This is a genomic window from Streptomyces sp. NPDC060035 (assembly GCF_042736635.1).
Lineage (GTDB): Bacteria > Actinomycetota > Actinomycetes > Streptomycetales > Streptomycetaceae > Streptomyces.
In genome coordinates this window covers 33616-52037 of record NZ_JBHWVO010000040.1, presented here as the reverse complement: position 1 = coordinate 52037, position 18422 = coordinate 33616, and the positions used below count along the sequence as shown (strand labels likewise).

The following is an 18422-nucleotide window of genomic DNA, read 5'->3' as shown; positions in this document are numbered from 1 at the left end:
GCGGGGGGTGGTTTGGGGGGCGCCCTCGCCCCACCGCCGCTCACCGGTTTGGGCGGGGGTTTGGGGGCTTGGAGCACCGATCGGTGCTCCAAGCCCCCTTCCCATGCTCCGGGATGCCCGACGTGCGACGGCCGGCGCGGCCGGAGGCTCAGATCTTGATCAAGAATGACCGCTTCGGAGGGATCCCGCTCCCGGAGATCGATAGGTTCGATTCCGTTCAGGACGACCGGCGGTCTTGGGGGAACACGAGGCCGTCGGTCGCACACGACCGTCGTCCCGGTCATCGGGGCGACGGGACACAAGGGGGATTTTTGACCAAGCGTGCGTTTTCGTCGGTCCGTGCGGGCCGCAGCTCCGTCGTCGTCCTGGCCCTGGTGGCCGGATCTCTGGGCGTGGCGGCCGGACCGAGCTCCGCTGCCCAGAAGAGTTGCGCCGCGCGTTACAAGGACGAGTTCGGCCGCCCCAAGGCCTACAACCTGTGCAACATCAAGAAGGTCAAGTACCTCGGGCTGCAGACGGGCAAGGACTACATCGCGATCGTCCGCGGGCGCGGCCCCATGACGCTCACGCTCACGAACCTCGAGACGGTGAGCAACACCAAGAGCTCCTCGTTCGACGTCACCGCCGGCCCGGTATCGGCGGCGGTCGGCTTCGACGTGACCAAGTCGCGGACGAAGAGCATGTCCGGCAGCTGGACCGTTCCGAAGAACAAGTTCGGCACCCTGAAGGCGTATCCGGTCTACAAGGCCTACTCCTTCGAGGCGTACGGAAAGCTCGACGGCAAGAGGGTCGGTAAGGGAGTGGCCCGTAAGGCCGTCGGCTACGAGTACAAGCACTCCGTGAAGTAGACGGGGAAGGGGCCCGGCGCATGGTGCGTCGGGCCCCTTCGCGGGTGACGGCGTGTGCCGGTGCACCCCGGAATCTCGGCAGCCTCAGGCTGCGGTCTTCTTCGCCAGGGCGAATCCTTCGAAGCCGGCGATGCCGAGGAAGGCGACGGTCATGAAGTCCGCCTCCTCCTTCCACACCTGCACCAGGTCGCTCAGCCGGGAGGTGAGGAGTTCCGTCGCGGTCACCGGGTCGGGACCGGCCTCCGACCACCAGCTGATGATCAGGGCCAAGCCGAAGAGCTGGCCGAGGAAGACGCCGACCAGGGCGAGCGGGACGCCGAGGACCGGCAGGACCGGATTGCGGCCGCCGACCTTGCCGAGGGCGAATCCGACGAGGGCGCCGACACCGAGGGCCACCCAGCCGACCTGGGTGTAGCTGCCGTCCTCGTCGGCCAGGGCGCGCATCACACCACCGTAGACAAGGGCACCCACGACGGCGGCGGCGAACCCCGCGGCTATCCCGAGCCCGACGTTGTTGCGGGCCGGCGCCTGCGGCGGGGCGGGGGCGTACGGAACGCCGAACGGGTTGCCCGTCGGGGCGCCGGGCTGCTGGCCTGCGTACGGGTTGCCCGTCGGGGCGCCGGGCTGCTGGCCCGCGTACGGGTTACCGGTCGGGGCGCCGGGCTGCTGCTGCGCCGCGTACGGGTTGCCGTCGGCAGGCTGGCCGCCGCCGTAGGGCTGCTGCGGCGGGTTCGGCGGCTGCACGGGCTGACTCATGATGGATGTTCCCCCTGGACGGATGCGCACGGCTGTGCGAGAAGTGACGCCGCAGGCTAGCAGTCCGTGCCGACATGGCCCACCGGAATCCTTGCGGGGACTGGCCGGTGGGCTCTCTACAGCCGGTGCGCGGCCCCAGCCGGGGTGGCTCCCCGGGTGTCCAGGAGGAGTTGGGCCTTCACGGCGAGACCCTGGAGGTCGTACGTGCGGTGGTGCTGGAGCAGCACCGTCAGGTCGGCACCGGCTGCGGCCTCGTACAGCGAGTCGGCCCGCGGAACGGGCAGTTCGCGCACGCGCCAGTCCAGGACGTGCGGGTCGTGGTACCCGATCTGGGCGCCCATGTCCATCAGCCGGGTCGCGATCTCCCGGGCGGGGGAGGCCTCCTGGTCGGCGAGGTCCGGCTTGTAGGTGACGCCGAGCAGCAGTACCTGCGCGCCCCGGACGGACTTGCCGTGCTCGTTCAGCAGGGTGGCGCTGCGCTGGATCACGTAACTCGGCATCCGGTCGTTGATCTCCTGGGCGAGCGAGACCATGCGCAGCGGGTGGCCCGGGGTGCGGCTGTTGTACGGGAGGTAGCCGGGGTCCACAGGGGCGCCGTGGCCGCCGACGCCGGGGCCGGGGCGGAACGGCTGGAAGCCGAAGGGCTTGGTCTCGGCGCACCGGATGACGTCCCAGAGGTCGACGCCGAGGTCGTGGCAGAGCACCGCCATCTCGTTGACCAGAGCGATGTTGACGTGCCGGAAGTTGGTTTCGAGGACCTTCGTCATCTCGGCCTCGCGCGGCCCGCGGGCCCGGACGACCTTGTCGGTGAGCCGGCCGTAGAACGCGGCGGCGGACTCCGTGCAGGCGGGGGTGAGGCCGCCGATGACCTTGGGGGTGTTGGCGAAGACATGGGTGCGGTTGCCGGGATCGAGGCGGCCGGGGGAGTGCGCGAGGTGGAAATCGCGTCCGGCGCGCAGCCCCGAGCCCTCCTCCAGGAGCGGCCGTACGACGTTCTCGGTGGTTCCGGGGGGCACGGCCGATTCCAGCAGCACGGTGGTGTGGGGGCGCAGCCGGGCAGCGAGGGCGCGGGCCGCGTCGGTCACGGAGCCGAGGTCGAGGGTGCGGTCCGGCCCCAGGGGGGTGGGGGCGCAGATCACGGCGGTACGGACCCGGCCCAGCTCGGCCGGATCGGCGGTGGGCCGGAAGCCCCCCGAGAGCATCCGGCGGATGTCGGAGGCGCTGAGGGATCCCTCGACCGGTGTACGGCCTGCGGAGAGTTCGGCGAAGGGGCGGGGGTCGGTGTCGTAGCCGACGGTGTGGATTCCGGCGGCGACGGCTGCTTGGGCGAGGGGGAGGCCCAGGTGACCGAGTCCGATGACAGCGAGGTCGGCGGGCATGTCGAGGGCCGTCCTTCCCTAAGACCAAGAAGACAGAAAGTGCAACTGCTGGGGGACAGCGCAATGTCAGACTAGGCGTAAATATGACCTAATTGTCGCATTCTGTGACTCTCGTCGACCGGGTGTTGTCCACAGGCGGTGGCTGAAGTCGTGGACCGCGGACAGAATCGAGTGGTGGGCACGGGCGCCCGGCCTCGCGGCCGGTCCCCGCTCCCGTGCCGGACCACCCCGATCTACCGGGAGGCAGCAGTGAGGACAGCGACACTGGGACCCGCGGAGCGCACCGCGGCGCTGGCCGCGATGGCCGAGCGCGAACTGGACGTACTGGTCGTGGGAGCGGGCGTGGTCGGCGCCGGGACGGTGCTCGACGCGGCCACCAGAGGGCTCTCGACCGGGCTGGTCGAAGCGCGCGACTGGGCGTCCGGGACCTCCAGCAGGTCGAGCAAGCTGATCCACGGCGGGCTGCGCTATCTGGAGATGCTGGACTTCGCGCTCGTACGGGAGGCGCTGAAGGAGCGCGGGCTGCTCCTGGAGCGGCTGGCCCCGCACCTGGTGAAGCCCGTTCCGTTCCTCTACCCGTTGCAGCACAAGGGGTGGGAGCGGCTGTACGCGGGCGCGGGCGTCGCGCTGTACGACGCGATGTCGGTGTCCTCCGGACACGGCCGGGGCCTGCCCGTGCACCGGCATCTCTCGCGCCGCCGTGCCCTTCGGGTCGCGCCCGCCCTGAAGAAGGACGCACTGGTCGGTGCCCTGCAGTACTACGACGCCCAGATGGACGATGCCCGCTTCGTGGCGACACTGGTGCGCACGGCCGCGGGATACGGGGCGCACGTGGCGAACAGGGCGCGGGTGATCGGTTTCCTCCGCGAGGGCGAGCGGGTCGTCGGCGCCCGGGTGCAGGACGTCGAAGGCGGCGGGGAGTACGAGGTCAGGGCCAAACAGGTGGTCAACGCCACCGGCGTGTGGACGGACGACACCCAGGCGCTCATCGGTGAGCGCGGCCAGTTCCACGTCCGGGCGTCGAAGGGCATCCATCTGGTCGTACCGAAGGACCGCATCCACTCCTCGACCGGGCTGATCCTGCGGACCGAGAAGTCCGTGCTGTTCGTGATTCCCTGGGGGCGGCACTGGATCATCGGCACGACGGACACCGACTGGGACCTGGACAAGGCGCACCCGGCCGCCTCCAGCGCCGACATCGACTATCTGCTCGAACACGTCAATTCGGTCCTGAACACCCCTCTGAGCAGGGACGACGTCCAGGGCGTCTACGCGGGGCTGCGGCCCTTGCTGGCCGGTGAGTCGGATGCGACGAGCAAGCTCTCGCGCGAGCACACGGTGGCGCACCCGGCGCCGGGGCTCGTCGTCGTCGCAGGAGGCAAGTACACGACCTACCGTGTGATGGCGAAGGACGCGGTGGACGAGGCGGTGCACGGACTGGACCAGCGGGTGGCGGACTGTGTCACGGAGGACATCCCGCTGCTGGGCGCCGAGGGCTACCGGGCCCTGTGGAACGCGCGGGCGAGGATCGCTGCCCGGACCGGGCTCCACGTCGCCCGGGTGGAACACCTCCTCAACCGGTACGGCGCGATGACCGAGGAGCTTCTCGACCTCGTCGAGGGCGACTCGTCGTTGGGCGACCCTCTGGCCGGCGCCGAGGACTACCTGCGGGCCGAGGTCGTCTACGCGGCCTCGCACGAGGGCGCCCGCCACCTCGACGACGTACTGACGCGGCGCACCAGGATCTCCATCGAGACGTTCGACCGTGGCACCCGCTGCGCGCGCGAGTGCGCGGACCTGATGGCGCCGGTGCTGGGCTGGGACACGGGCCAGGTCGAACGGGAGGTGGAGCACTACCGCAAGCGGGTGGAGGCGGAGCGGGAGTCGCAGCGGCAGCCGGACGACCTGACCGCCGACGCGGCCCGGCTGGGGGCGCCGGACATCGTGCCGATCTAGGGGGATGGGGGACGGCAGAACTCGGCCTCCAGCAGGGCCGGTTCGAGGCCGGGATCGGACAGGGTGTCCGTGTTGACCCGGAAGGTGAGGACGTGCCGGCCGTCGCGGGTCGCGGCGGTCCGTACGTAACTTCCGGTGATGCGCCCGTTGTGCCCCCAGACGGTGGTGCCGCAGGACAGCTTCTGCGGGTAGATGCCCATGCCGTACAGGCCGTGTGCCGTGCGGGTGTTGAGCAGCGTGGCCAGCTGGGCGGGCGGCAGGAGGCGGCCGGCCAGCAGGGCCCCGTAGAAGAGGGTCAGGTCGGCGAGCGTGGAGACCATCTCCCCGGCCGCGCCCGCGATCCGCGGGCCGGTCGTGGTGACATCGCGCAGTGTGCCGTCACCGGGGGAGAGGTGGTAGCCGCGGGAGTGCGAGGAGGGCAGGGTGCTCCGGGCGCCGGGGAGCGTGGTGCCGGTCAGATGGAGGGGGGTGAGGATGCGGCGCTGTATCTCGGTGGCGTACGGGTGTCCGGTGACGCGCTGAACGACCAGACCGAGCAGGACGTAGTTGGTGTTGGAGTACGCGTACGTGCCGGGCGCCGTCACGGGGGGACGGGTCAGCGCGGTACGGACCGCGGTGTCCGGTGTGAGCGGCTGCGCGGACGGACCGGCCGCACCCGTGACGGCGGGGTCCGTGGCGGGCAGTGCCTCGGTGTAGTCGTAGAGACCGCTGGTGTGGGTCAGCAGGGCGCGCAGGGTGATGCGGCGGCCGTCGTTGCCGTGGCCGCGTATCAGGCCCGGCAGCTGCGCGTCGACGGTGTCCGACAGGTGCAGCGCGCCTTCCCCGGCGAGTTGGAGGACCACTGCAGCGACGAATGTCTTCGTGATGCTGCCTGCCCGGAAGTGGTCGCCGGGCCGGATTCCGGGTCCGGCGGAGCGGTAGGTCTCCTGCGGTGTCGGGTGGTCGCGACGGGACAGAAAGGCCGCGGCGGGGGCGTTGCCCTCGACGACGAGCCGGGGAAGGTAGGAGGATGCGGGCGTGAGGTGTGGTTCGCTGGGCAGGCTCGCGGTTCCGAGGGCGAGCAGGGTCAGCACCAGCGGGGCGGCGAGCAGCGCCCTGAGTGTCGGCATGGCAGGGGGGCTCCTTCCTCCGGCCACATCATGGCCGACCAAGGACCCGGCACCATGACCGGTCCCGGGGTGAGAGACAATGAACGCTCTGCCAGGGCGGGTTGATCGCAGAGGGGACGCATGTCGGAGGCGGAGCAGGCACGGGAGCCCCAACGGGACAAGGACGGGCGTCTTCTCGCGGGGCGGTACCGGCTCGGGGCGGTGCTCGGCCGGGGCGGCATGGGCACGGTCTGGCGTGCTGCCGACGAGACGCTGGGCCGCACGGTCGCGGTCAAGGAACTGCGGTTCCCGTCGGCCATCGACGAGGACGAGAAACGCCGTCTGATCACGCGCACGCTGCGTGAGGCGAAGGCGATCGCGAGGATCCGCAACAACAGCGCCGTGACCGTCTACGACGTGGTCGACGAGGACGACCGGCCGTGGATCGTCATGGAGCTCATCGAGGGCAAGTCGCTCGCCGAGGCCATCCGTGAGGACGGGACGCTGACGCCGAGGCGCGCCGCGGAGGTCGGCCTGGCCATCCTCGACGTGCTGCGGTCGGCGCATCGCGAGGGCATCCTGCACCGCGATGTGAAGCCGTCCAACGTGCTGATCTCCGACGACGGCCGTGTCGTGCTCACCGACTTCGGCATCGCCCAGGTGGAGGGCGACCCTTCCGTCACCTCGACGGGCATGCTCGTCGGCGCTCCCTCGTACATCTCGCCGGAGCGGGCCCGCGGGCACAAGCCCGGACCGCCCGCCGACCTGTGGTCGCTCGGCGGACTTCTGTACGCGAGCGTCGAGGGCTGCCCGCCGTACGACAAGGGCTCGGCCATCGCCACGCTGACAGCGGTGATGACGGAACCGCTCGACCCGCCGAAGAACGCGGGCCCGCTGGAGGAGGTCATCTACGGTCTGCTGGCCAGGGACCCCGAGCAGCGGCTCGACGACGCCGGGGCACGAGCACTGCTCACCGATGTGATCAATGCTCCGGAGCAGCCGGAGCGTCCTGTGCCCCCGCCGGCCGATTCCACGCAGGTCATGGCGCTGCCCGGAATCATCGGCACGAAGAGCGGCAGCAAGAAGGCGGCCGGCGCGGCAGCGGCGTCCGCGGCGGCATCCGGCGCGGCGTCACCGGCCGGGGACGGATCCACGGCGGCGACCCCGGCAGGCTCCGGGGAGAGCGCGCGGGACCGGCTGCGCGGCGCGCTGCGGTCCGTACGGAACGCGAAGGCGCCGGCGGCAGCGGCCGCGGGCGCGGCTGTTCCTCCGGCGCCCGCGCAGGCACCGGCCGTTCCGGCAGCCACTGCGGCCGCCACGGCATCGGCCTCCGGGCCTGCCGCAGCGCCGCAGCGCCCCGGAGGCCCGCCCGCCGCCCCGGTCCGCGCGTCGATCACCGATGTCGTGCCGCGCCGCACGCTGGCGATCATCGCCGGTGTCGTCGTGCTCGCCGTGCTCGGTACGGTCCTCGCGCTCACCCTGGGCGACGGCGACAAGGGCAACGAGGGCAATGGCACGGGCGGAGGGGGCGACAAGGCCGCGTCGGCCGGTGCCGCCGCCGGTGGCGACAGCGCGACCGACTCCGGCAAGGGCAAGGACAGCGGCAAGGGCGACGAGGGCCAGAAGGACGGTCAGGGCAAGGGCAAGGGTGAGGCGTCGGGCAAGCCGTCGCCCGGCCCGGGGACCGGTGCACCCGCTCCGGGCACCGCGCCTGCCGGGTACAAGCTGGTCACCGACAAGCAGTTCCACTTCAGCATGGCGATGCCCGAGGGCTTCAGACGGGACGTCATTGCGGGAAGGAACTCGGGCCGCATCTACAACACCGACGGCGGCTTCCCGCGCGTCCAGGTCGACTACAACGCCTCCCCGAAGGACGACGCGGCAGCTGCCTGGGCGGCGGCGGTGGCCTCGGCCAAGGCGCTCAGCAACGGCTTCGACCAGATCGGCATAAAGAAGGTCGAGTACAACGGCTATCCGACCGTCGCGGACTGGGAGTTCACGCGCATCCAGCAGGGCATGCGGGTCCGGGTGCTCAACCGGGGCTTCAAGGCCGACGCCACCCACGGCTACTCGATCATGATCAGCTGCAAGGCGAGCGAGTGGGAGGGCGCGGCGTGCACCGCGCTGCGGGAGACGGCGTTCGCCACGTTCAAGCCCACCGACTGAGCGCCCGGCCGTCGAACGGAACGGCCGGGTTGCCCCGACCCGGCCGCGCTGCCGCGCGTTGCCACGTATCGTGAGAGACCGAGGACCGTACGCAGCCGGGATCATGGGTCAATTGCACAGCAAGTGACCGCAATTGACCGACTATGCGGTCTCCGTGACCGGGGGACAGCGCGCTCTGGGGAGGCGTCGTGGACGACTATGCGGGTCGGGTACTTGCCGACCGCTACCGCCTTCCGCTGCCCCCGTCCGATGCGTACGAACTGGTCGAGACCCGGGCGTTCGACACGTACAGCGGGCAGGAAGTCCTGGTCCGGCAGGTGCCGTTGCCGGAGGTCGTGGACGCGGAAGTGCTCGACGCCGACGGGCTGCCCTCGGCGGCCAGGCGGGCCACCGGACGCACGGTGCGGCGCTCCACGGACCCCGCGGTCCGCAGGGCGATCGAGGCCGCCCAGGCGGCGGCCCAGGTGCCCGACCACCCGCGCCTGGACCAGGTCTTCGACGTGTTCGCCGAGTCGGGTTCGCTCTGGATAGTGAGTGAACTGGTCGCTGCCCGCCCGCTCGCGGCCCTTCTCGCGGAGCGGCCGCTCAATCCGTACCGGGCCGCCGAGATCGGCTCCGATGTGCTGACCGCCCTGCGCGTGCTGCACGCCCACGGCTGGACCCACCGCAACATCACCGTCCGCACGGTACTGGTCTGCGACGACGGCCGTGTCGTACTGACGGGCCTGGCCGCCGGTGCGGCCGAGGAGGCGCTGTGCGGGTACGTCCCCGCACCGCGGCCCGACGACGAGGACACCTACGGCGCCCCGGCGGTCGAGTCGGGCCCCACCGGCCCGTACGAGCCGCCCGTGGCGTACGAGCCGCCCGCCGAATTCGCCCCGCCCCCGCAGCTCGTCCCGCCTCCCGCGGAGATGCCGCCCGTCGCCGGGGTGCCCGCCCCGCGCGGCCACGCGGAGATCGAGGCGGCAGCTCCGCCGGCCGGGAGCACGGACCCGGGCGCGGACCGGCACGGGCAGGAGCTCGTCCCGCGGCCCGCCCGTCCCGCCGTCCCCGTGGTGGAACCGGGTGCCGGAAGTGCCGCGCAGCTGCGCGCCGCCCGCGCAGGGGCCATCGCCGCCTACCGGGCAGGTGCCCGCGCCGCGGCCCGGGTCACCGAGGACCGGCAGCGTGACCGCGACGACGAAGGCGCCGACGCCGGTGAGCGCGGGCAGGCGGCTGTACCGCCCGTCACCGGCCCCCCGCAGCCGACCGGCACCTGGGGCCGGGCGGCCGAGAACCCGTACGACCCGTACGACGAGGACGACGACGAGGACGACGAGGGTCCCGGCGGCTACGCCGGAGGCCCCCGGCGTGTCCACCTCGCCGGCACCTGGGGCGACGGACCCGGCGCCGGCCGCCCGGTTCCCGCAGGCGGCTCGGGAGGCTCGGGGGAGGACGCGCTGCGTGCCGACTCCCGGCGCACGGGCAGCGGCCCCGCCCCCGTTCCCGTGGCCCGGCAGGACCGCCTCCCGGAGCCGGTGGCCGCACAGGCGTCCTCCGGCGGCTGGGACGAGGTCGTCGCGGGAAGCGGCAGCACTCCCGCCTACCGCGGCCCCGCCACCCCCCTTGCCGCCGAGCGCGCCCGGCAGGCCCGTATCGCCGTCGTCGGCGCCGTCACCGAGCGATGGGCGCCGGAGCAGGCGGGTCCGGTCCACGACAACTGGCAGCTGGCCCCGCCCATCGGTCCCTCCACCGACCTGTGGGCTCTCGGCGCCCTGCTCTACCGCGCCGTGCAGGGCCACGCCCCGTACCCGGAGGAGAACGCGGCCGAGCTCGTCCAGATGGTCTGCGGCGAGCCGCCCGCCTTCGCGGAGGAGTGCGGCCCGCTGCGCCCCGTCGTCGAGTCACTGCTGCGTCAGGACCCCACGGAGCGGCCCGACTTCGAGGAGCTGCGCGGCTGGCTGCGCTCCCTCGTACGGTCGGCCCCGGAGCCCGAGGCGGGCACCGATGTCGTGCAGCTGCCGCCCTCCGACGCCACCCGGCTCCCCGTCGTACGCCGGCGGGGCGAGCTGGTGCGCAGGCGCCGGGGCCGCGGGGCGACGCACGGCCGCCATCGCCAGGGGAAGCCGCAGCGGTACGAGAAGCAGCCGGTCCACGAGCCGGAATACGCGAAGAGGCAGCCGCGTGCACCGCGTGAGCCCAAGGGCCCCCGGGTGCTGCGCGAGCCGCAGCCCGGCCGGCGGCCCGGCGGCCGGCCGCCGCGGCGGCTCGGACGGCTGCTGCTGGTGCTGATCCTGCTGGCGATGGCCGCAGCGGTGGCCTACGCCGTGATGTTCATGCCCAGGACGGGGTCCGACGCCGGGCCGGACGCGGATTCGCAGGGGCAGCCCTCCGGCTCTGCCGCGCCCGCGGAGCCGGAACCCGAAGCGAGCCCCTCCGCCGAGAAGTCGGGCGAGGCCGGTTCCTCCGGCTCGGAGCAGCCGCAGAGCAGCCGCTCCGCGGTCGCGCTCGCTCCGGGCTATGTGCTGCGCAAGGACGCCGAAGGCTTCGAGATCGGTGTGCTCAAGGACTGGCAGCGCAGTCCGGCCGATGCCGACCGTCAGATCCGTTACGGCAGCGACGGGTTCAGTGTGCTGATCGTGCCCGGACGGGACACCGTCAAGGCCAACGGCAGTGATCCGCTGGACTATCAGCGCAGCCGGGAACCGGAGCTGCAGCCCTTCCGGGAGTCCAGTTGGGCGACGTCCACGGGCATGCGCCGGGTCGATGTCGGCCGGCAGGCCATGGCGGAGGGGCAGTTCACCTGGCAGGAGAGCGGTGGCCGCGAGGTCTACGTCCGCAACCTCGTCATGATCGTCGACGGCAGGTACCACATCATCCAGGCCATCGGCCCGTCGAGCGAGCGCGACAAGGTCTCCGCCGTCTACGAGCAGGCCATCTCCTCCTACCGAGTAGGTTCCTGACCCTGCGGCAGTACGCGACAAGCACATCACAGTGCGGTCTCGTGCCGCGGTGCGAGGTTCCGTGGCGCTGCCTCCCCTCCGTAACCTGTCATTCGAAGGAATGGGGCGGGGACACAAACGTGGAACATGCGCAGGGCACGGACTCGGGAATCGTACTGGCGGGACGGTACCGGCTCGGCGACGTCCTCGGCCGCGGCGGTATGGGCAAGGTCTGGCGCGCCCACGACGAGGTGCTCAACCGGACCGTTGCCGTCAAGGAGTTGACCGCCGGACTGTACGCCGCCGAGGCGGACCGGGCCGTGCTGCACGCCCGCACGCAGAAGGAGGCGCGCGCGGCCGCCCGCATCACCCACCCCGGGGTGGTCACCGTCCACGACGTCATCGAGTACGACAACCGCCCCTGGATCGTCATGCAGTACGTCGACGGGCCCTCGCTCGCCGATGCCACGAAGGAGACCGGTGAGGTCGAGCCGCGCGAGGCGGCCAGGATCGGACTCCATGTGCTGAGCGCGCTGCGGGCCGCACACAGCGCCGGGGTGCTGCACCGGGACGTCAAGCCGGGCAACGTCCTGCTCGCCCGGGACGGGCAGGTGCTGCTGACCGACTTCGGGATCGCCGCGATCGAGGGCGACTCCACCATCACCAGGACAGGTGAACTGGTGGGCTCCATCGACTATCTGGCACCCGAACGGGTACGGGGCGGTGACCCCGGCCCCGCCTCGGACCTCTGGTCGCTGGGAGCCACGCTCTACACGGCCGTGGAAGGGCGTTCACCGTTCCGCCGTACGTCCCCGATCTCCACGATGCAGGCCGTGGTCACGGAGGAACCGCCCCCGCCGGAACGCGGCGGGGCGCTGGCGCCCGTGATCACGGCGCTGCTGCGCAAGGATCCCGCGGACCGGCCGACGGCCGCCGAGACGGAACGGATGCTGCTGGAGGCGATGGAGGGCCGCCAGCCCCGCGCGGCGCAGGCCCATGTACCGACCCAGCGGGTGTCCGAGGACGACCTGCGAGCCTTCGTGGTGCCGGACGGATCGACGGTCCGCCTCGCGCAGCCCGTACCGCCCCCGGCCGCGCCGGTGGGCGCGCAGCCGTACACCTCGGCGCCGGCGGTCCGCCGCAGCCGGGGCCGGTGGCGTACGACGCTGCTGGTCATCGCCGTTGCCGCGCTGCTCGGCGGGGCCGCGGGCCTGGTGGCGATGACGTACGCGAACGACGAAGGGAGTACGGGGAGCGGCAGCTCCGGCACCGGGGCCACCGTCCGTCCGTCGTCGACCGACCCGGCAACGCCGTCCAAGGATCCGCAGGCCGGCCCGCAGGAGGTACCCGACGGCTGGAAACGGGTCCACGACCCCGAGGGCTTCAGTCTCGCCGTGCCCAAGGGCTGGACGCGGCAGACGGACGGCAACCAGATCGACTACACCCCGGACAACGGGGCGCACCGCATCCGGATCAGCCTCGATCCGAACCCCGACTTCGACAACTCGTACATGCACATGCTGAGCATCGAGAAGGATCTCTCCGAGCGGCTGCCGGGCTACAAGCGGCTGACGCTGCACTCGAACACCTACCGGGACCGGCCCGGCTCCCTCTGGGAGTTCACCTGGCTCGAGTCCAAGGACCATCCGGGGCCGCGCCACGGAATCGACCAGATGTACTTCAGCGAGACGGGCGGTCCGGAGTACGCGCTCTACATGACGGGGCCCGAGGAGGACTGGGCCGAGAGCCGGAACCGCTTCGAGACGATGCTGCGCAGCTGGAAGCCCCCTGAACAGGCGGACTGACGACCGGTCACCCCTGCGGGCGACTGTCACGGCTCTGCACCCTCTGTTCCGCGCCGGTGGTAACGCGCGGTGCGCTTCCTACAGGATGAGGACATGACCAACGATGGGGGACGGGCGGACGAGCCCACCAGCTACGGGCTCCGGCCGCCGCACGCACCGCAGGTACCGCAGGGTCCGGCGCACGGACAGGCCGGTCTCCCGGACCACCCCGGCGCGCCGACGCCCACCCCGACCGTCACCGAGCGGCACCCCGAGGGTGCGCCGAACCGGGTCGTCGGGGGCCGCTACCGGCTCGTCGGGCGCCTCGGGCACGGCGGCATGGGCACGGTCTGGCGGGCCCACGACGACATCGTGGACCGTGACGTGGCCGTCAAGGAACCGCGTGTGCCGGACCACCTGGGCGAACGCGAGCGGGCAGTGGTCTATCTGCGCATGCAGCGCGAGGCGCGTGCCGCCGCCCGTATCGAGCACCCCAGTGTCGTCACTGTGCACGATGTGGTCGTCGAGGACGGCAAGCCGTGGATCGTCATGGAACTGGTCGGCGGCCAGTCGCTCGGCGACCGTCTCCAGGAGGGGACCCTCGACCCCCGCGAGGCCGCCAGGATCGGCCTCGCCGTCCTCGGCGCGCTGAACGCCGCCCACCGTGCGGGCGTGCTCCACCGCGACGTCAAGCCGGACAACGTCCTGCTCGGGCGCGACGACCGGGTCGTCCTGACCGACTTCGGGATCGCGCAGGTCGAGGGCGAGCAGCGGCTCACGGAGACCGGCGCGTTCGTCGGGTCGCCCGAGTACATCTCCCCGGAGCGGGTGCTGGGCCAGCTGCCCGGTCCGGAGTCCGACCTCTGGTCGCTGGGTGTCGTGCTGTACGCGGCGGTGGAGGGGATGTCCCCGTACCGCCGCTCCCACACTCCGGCGACCCTGCAGGCCGTCCTCTCGGCGGAACCGCAGATGCCGGCCCGGGGCAAGGGCGCCTTCGGCACGCTCGTCATGCAACTGCTCCGCAAGGACCCGGCTGCACGGCCGGGACCCGCCGAGATCCGGGCGGCCCTGGAGTCGGTGGCGGCGGCCCCGGCCCTCACTCCGGCGCTCACCCGGCCGTACGGGAACGGCGCGTCCGGCGGCGGCCGGTGGGTGCCTCCGGTGCTGCACCGCAATCGCACGGCACAGCTCGGGCTCGGCGCCGTGGTGCTGGCGGTGGCCCTCGCGCTCGTCCTCGTCCTCGCCAACCCCTTCGCCGGGGACGAGCTGCCGGGCGGCTGGCAGGTCAGGCCGGAGAACGAGGTGCTCTCGGCGGACGTGGCCGTGCCCGAGGACTACAAGCGCATCCAGGAGGACACCGGGGACGTCGTCTGGTACGCGGACCCGAGCGGGGTCTTCGAGATCGACTTCTGGCACAAGGCGGCCAAGGAGGACGGCGCGGAGGCGGAGAAGCCCGCGGGCGCCGACCCGAAGGCCCGGAAGGCGTACTACGAGAAGGGCGGGGCGAACGCCCTGGAGATGCGGGACGCCACGGTCTCCTTCAAGAAGACCGAACACCAGGGCCGCACGGCGTACGACATGGTCACGGAGTACACCCCGTACTCCGCGACCGAGGACGACGCGCTGCGCTACCGCTACCACGAGCTGCTGATCCCGGGGAGGACGGCGAGTGATCCGTACTGGCACGTCCGGGTGAAGATGCCCGCGGCCGGTCAGGCGGCGACGGACGGCGAAAACATTTACACCGAGGTCGCCGCGCGGCTGAAGATTCACGATTCCTGACCCCGCCGGGAAGATAGCCCCTGATCAGCGGTTATTTCGCCAGTGATCACTGGCCGGTTCGCCGGGCGCGGCCGCCGCACTGTTGTGGGGTCTGTGAAAACCTGTTACCGACGGGTACCCAAAGTGGGTGGGTGGACATACTCTCGCCCTCATGACGGACTCGCAGGCCTCCACGAACACCTCCGCCGCCCCCGGCACCCGTGTCGGCACCAACCCGGTGGCAGCCGCCCCCGCAGGCGTACGCACCGCCGCCGATGTGGTCACACCCGAGGTGATCGCCCAGCTGACCCGTGGCGTCGTCGGCTCCGGCCGCACGGCCAACCACACCCCCTTCACCGGGGAGAAGCTGGCCGACCTGCCCGAGTCCACCCCCGAGGACGTCGCGACCGCCTTCGAGCGCGCCCGCGCCGCGCAGCCGGGGTGGGCGGCGACGTCCGTCCGTGGCAGGGCAGCGGTGCTGCTCCGCTTCCACGACCTCGTCCTGCAGCGCCAGTCCGAGGTCCTCGACCTCATCCAGCTGGAGACCGGCAAGGCCCGGCTGCACGCCCATGAAGAGGTGCTGGCCGTCGCCGTCTCGGCCCGCCACTACGGGCGCATGGCCACGTCCTATCTGAAGCCGAAGCGGCACACGGGGGTCGTCCCGACCCTCACCAAGGTCACCGAGCTGCGCCAGCCGCGCGGGGTCATCGGCCAGATCGCCCCCTGGAACTACCCGCTCGAACTCTCCGTCGGCGACGCGTTGCCGGCCTTCGTCGCCGGCAACGCCGTCGTGATGAAGCCCGACACGGAGACCGCGCTGACCGCTCTGTGGGCCCGTGACCTGCTGATCGAGGCCGGGCTGCCCGCCGAGGTGTTCCAGGTCGTCATCGGGGAGGGTCCCGTCGTCGGCCCCGAGGTCGTCAGCCGCGCCGACTACGTCTCCTTCACCGGCTCGACCCGGACCGGCCGCGAGGTCGCCCAGGGCGCCGCGGCCCGACTCGTCGGGGTCTCGCTGGAGCTCGGCGGCAAGAACCCCATGCTGGTCCTCGAGGACGCCGATGTGGAGAAGGCCGCCGCGGGCGCCGTCCGCGCCTGTTTCTCCTCCGCGGGGCAGCTCTGCATCTCCATCGAGCGGCTGTACGTCCACGAGTCCGTCGCGGACGCCTTCGTGGAGCGCTTCGCCGCCCGTACGAAGGCGATGCGGCTCGGCAATTCCCTCGCGTACGGTGCCGAGATGGGCTCGCTGGTCGGCGAGCGGCAGCTGGAGACCGTCACCCAGCACGTCGCCGAGGCCGTCGAGAAGGGCGCCACGCTCGTCGCGGGCGGCGTCGCCCGCCCCGACATCGGCCCGCTCTTCTACGAGCCGACCATCCTCGCCGACGTCCAGGAGCCGATGGCCGTCTGCGCCCAGGAGACCTTCGGTCCCGTCGTCTCGATCTACCGCTTCACCGACGAGGACGACGCCGTCTCCCTCGCCAACGCCACGTCGTACGGCCTGAACGCGAGCGTCTGGACCAAGGACGGCCGCCGCGGCCACCGGATCGCCGCCCGGCTGCGGGCCGGCACGGTCAACATCAACGAGGGGTACGCACCCGCCTACGGCAGCGCCCAGTCCCCGATGGGCGGCATGAAGGACTCCGGCCTCGGGCGCCGGCACGGCTCCGAGGGAATCCTCAAGTACACCGAGGCCCAGACCGTCGCCCAGCAGCGGCTGATGCCGCTCGCGCCGTCCTACGGCATGGACGACGAGAAGTACGCCACCCTCATGAGCTTCGGCCTCAAGGCGATGAAGGCCTTCCGGCTGCGCTGACGCCGGCGCCCCCTTCCCTGCCTTTCCTTCCCTTTCGTACCGAGGAGAGCCATGTCCCAGGACAGCGCTGCCCAGAATCAGACCCCGCGCTCCGACGGGCCCGACGACGCCGCGTACGACTACGACGTGCTCGTCGTCGGTTCGGGCTTCGGCGGTGCGGTCTCGGCCCTGCGTCTGAGCGAGAAGGGCTACCGGGTCGGCATCCTGGAGGCGGGCCGCCGATTCACGCCGGCCACCCTTCCCAAGAACTCCTGGGACATCAAGAACTACCTGTGGGCCCCGGCCCTCGGACTGTTCGGCATCCAGCGTGTACATCTGCTCGGCAAGGTGATGGTGCTGGCCGGTGCGGGCGTCGGCGGCGGATCCCTCAACTACGCCAACACGCTGTACGTACCTCCCGCGCCGTTCTTCGAGGACCGTCAGTGGGCGGGCATCACCGACTGGCAGGACGAGCTGGCGCCGTACTACGACCAGGCGAAGCGGATGCTGGGGGTCCGGCTCAACCCGACCATGACCCCGGCGGATGTCCACCTCAAGGCGACCGCCGAGGCCATGGGCGTCGGCGACACCTTCCACTTCGCCCCGGTCGGGGTCTTCTTCGGCGACGGCGGGGACGCCGACGGCACGTCGAAGGCGAAGCCCGGCGGCGAGGTCGCCGACCCCTACTTCGGCGGCGCGGGCCCCGCACGCAGGGCCTGTTCCGAGTGCGGCGAGTGCATGACGGGCTGCCGCCACGGTGCGAAGAACACCCTCAACGAGAACTACCTGTACCTCGCGGAGAAGGCCGGTGCCGTCATCCACCCGATGACGTCCGTCGTCGCGGTCACCGACGATCCGGAGGCTGGCTACCGGGTGTCCACCGTCCCCACGAACCGCCGCAGGAAGGCGCAGCCGACTGTGCTGCGGGCGCGGAAGGTCGTCGTCGCCGCGGGCACGTACGGGACGCAGACCCTGCTGCACACCATGAAGGACCAGGGGCTGCTGCCGCGGCTGTCACCGAAGCTCGGTGAACTGACCCGGACCAATTCCGAGGGCCTGGTGGGCGCACAGACCAGCGACCGCCGCTACCGCAAGAAGCACGGCATCGCGAAGGCCGACTTCAGCAAGGGTGTCGCCATCACCTCGTCGATCCACCCCGACGAGAACACCCACATCGAACCGGTCCGCTACGGCAAGGGTTCCAACGCGATGGGTGCGCTGACCATCCTCCAGGTTCCCTACAGCACCCACCGGGTGCTGGGCTGGCTCGGCAACATGGTCAAGCACCCGACGCTGGCAATGCGTTCGCTCTCCAACCGGCGCTGGTCGGAGCGGACCATCATCGGTCTCGTCATGCAGTCGCTGGACAACTCGCTGATCGCGTACCGCAAGCCCGGCGGCATCGGAAAGGGCCTGCTCACCGCCCGGCAGGGACACGGTGCACCCAATCCGACGCAGATCGCCGAGGCGACACAGGGTGCCACGCTGCTGGCCGAGGAGATCAACGGCTTCCCCGGGTCGAACATCGGGGAGCTGATGGGCACTCCGCTCACCGCGCACTTCCTGGGCGGCTGCGCGATCGGGGCGAGTGCCGACGAGGGGGTCATCGACCCGTACCACCGGGTGTACGGACATCCCGGCATCTCGGTCGTCGACGGCTCGGCGGTCTCCGCCAACCTGGGTGTCAACCCGTCGCTGACCATCACCGCGCAGGCGGAGCGCGCCATGTCCTTCTGGCCCAACAAGGGTGAGGCGGACCTGCGTCCGGCACAGGGCGAGGCATACGCGCGGCTGGCCGCGGTCGAGCCGAAGGCGCCCGCGGTGCCCGAGGAGGCGTTCGGCGCGCTGAAACTGCCGTTCCTGGGGATTCCCGTGGTGCCGCCGAAGGCGACCGCCTCCGAGGCCTGAGCGCGGGAACGCCAAGGGGCTGCACCCCCCTCCGAGTGCAGCCCCTCACGCTCTACCGGTGACGCG

At 71.7% G+C, this 18422-nt stretch carries 11 protein-coding genes; 8 read left to right on the top strand and 3 right to left on the bottom strand.

From position 1 onward, the window contains the following. The first annotated feature begins 311 nt into the window (after positions 1–311). Positions 312–848: a hypothetical protein gene (locus ACFWBQ_RS35485; protein WP_385507148.1), complete on the top strand. Its 537-nt coding sequence runs from the start codon at positions 312–314 to the stop codon at positions 846–848. 84 nt (positions 849–932) lie between these two features. Here the strand turns inward: ACFWBQ_RS35485 and ACFWBQ_RS35480 are convergent, their stop codons facing one another. After that, positions 933–1604 (bottom strand): hypothetical protein, encoded by a 672-nt coding sequence (locus ACFWBQ_RS35480; protein ID WP_385507147.1) that lies wholly within the window; start codon positions 1602–1604, stop codon positions 933–935. Positions 1605–1720: 116 nt separating this feature from the next. Then, a complete protein-coding gene (locus ACFWBQ_RS35475) occupies positions 1721–2983 on the bottom strand; it encodes a nucleotide sugar dehydrogenase (RefSeq protein WP_385507145.1) in 1263 nt (420 codons plus the stop codon). 249 nt (positions 2984–3232) lie between these two features. Here ACFWBQ_RS35475 and ACFWBQ_RS35470 point away from each other — a divergent pair, with 249 nt between their 5' ends. Continuing rightward, the gene (locus ACFWBQ_RS35470; RefSeq protein WP_385507144.1) at positions 3233–4939 is read left to right on the top strand and encodes a glycerol-3-phosphate dehydrogenase/oxidase; all 1707 of its coding nucleotides are present in this window, start codon (positions 3233–3235) and stop codon (positions 4937–4939) included. Here the strand turns inward: ACFWBQ_RS35470 and ACFWBQ_RS35465 are convergent. Then, positions 4936–6048, bottom strand: a complete 1113-nt coding sequence (locus tag ACFWBQ_RS35465) for a serine hydrolase domain-containing protein (RefSeq protein ID WP_385507143.1) — start codon at positions 6046–6048, stop codon at positions 4936–4938. The two genes, ACFWBQ_RS35470 and ACFWBQ_RS35465, sit on opposite strands and share 4 nt — an antisense overlap. A gap of 120 nt (positions 6049–6168) precedes the next feature. Here ACFWBQ_RS35465 and ACFWBQ_RS35460 point away from each other — a divergent pair, with 120 nt between their 5' ends. From ACFWBQ_RS35460 to ACFWBQ_RS35435, 6 genes are all read left to right on the top strand, one after another. Continuing rightward, positions 6169–8193: a serine/threonine-protein kinase gene (locus ACFWBQ_RS35460; protein ID WP_385507141.1), complete on the top strand. Its 2025-nt coding sequence runs from the start codon at positions 6169–6171 to the stop codon at positions 8191–8193. A 188-nt stretch (positions 8194–8381) separates the two neighbouring features. Further along, positions 8382–11135, top strand: coding sequence for a protein kinase (locus ACFWBQ_RS35455; RefSeq protein WP_385507139.1), 2754 nt, complete (start codon positions 8382–8384; stop codon positions 11133–11135). Positions 11136–11254: 119 nt separating this feature from the next. Then, complete coding sequence (locus ACFWBQ_RS35450) at positions 11255–12919, top strand: serine/threonine-protein kinase (RefSeq protein WP_385507135.1); 1665 nt, start codon at positions 11255–11257, stop codon at positions 12917–12919. A 93-nt stretch (positions 12920–13012) separates the two neighbouring features. Then, positions 13013–14680 (top strand): serine/threonine-protein kinase, encoded by a 1668-nt coding sequence (locus tag ACFWBQ_RS35445; RefSeq protein WP_385507133.1) that lies wholly within the window; start codon positions 13013–13015, stop codon positions 14678–14680. A 151-nt stretch (positions 14681–14831) separates the two neighbouring features. After that, positions 14832–16469 (top strand): succinic semialdehyde dehydrogenase, encoded by a 1638-nt coding sequence (locus ACFWBQ_RS35440; protein WP_385507129.1) that lies wholly within the window; start codon positions 14832–14834, stop codon positions 16467–16469. Between the two features lie 51 nt (positions 16470–16520). Next, entirely contained in the window at positions 16521–18356 is a 1836-nt protein-coding gene (locus tag ACFWBQ_RS35435; protein ID WP_385507127.1) for a GMC oxidoreductase, read from the top strand. Positions 18357–18422 lie beyond the last annotated feature (66 nt).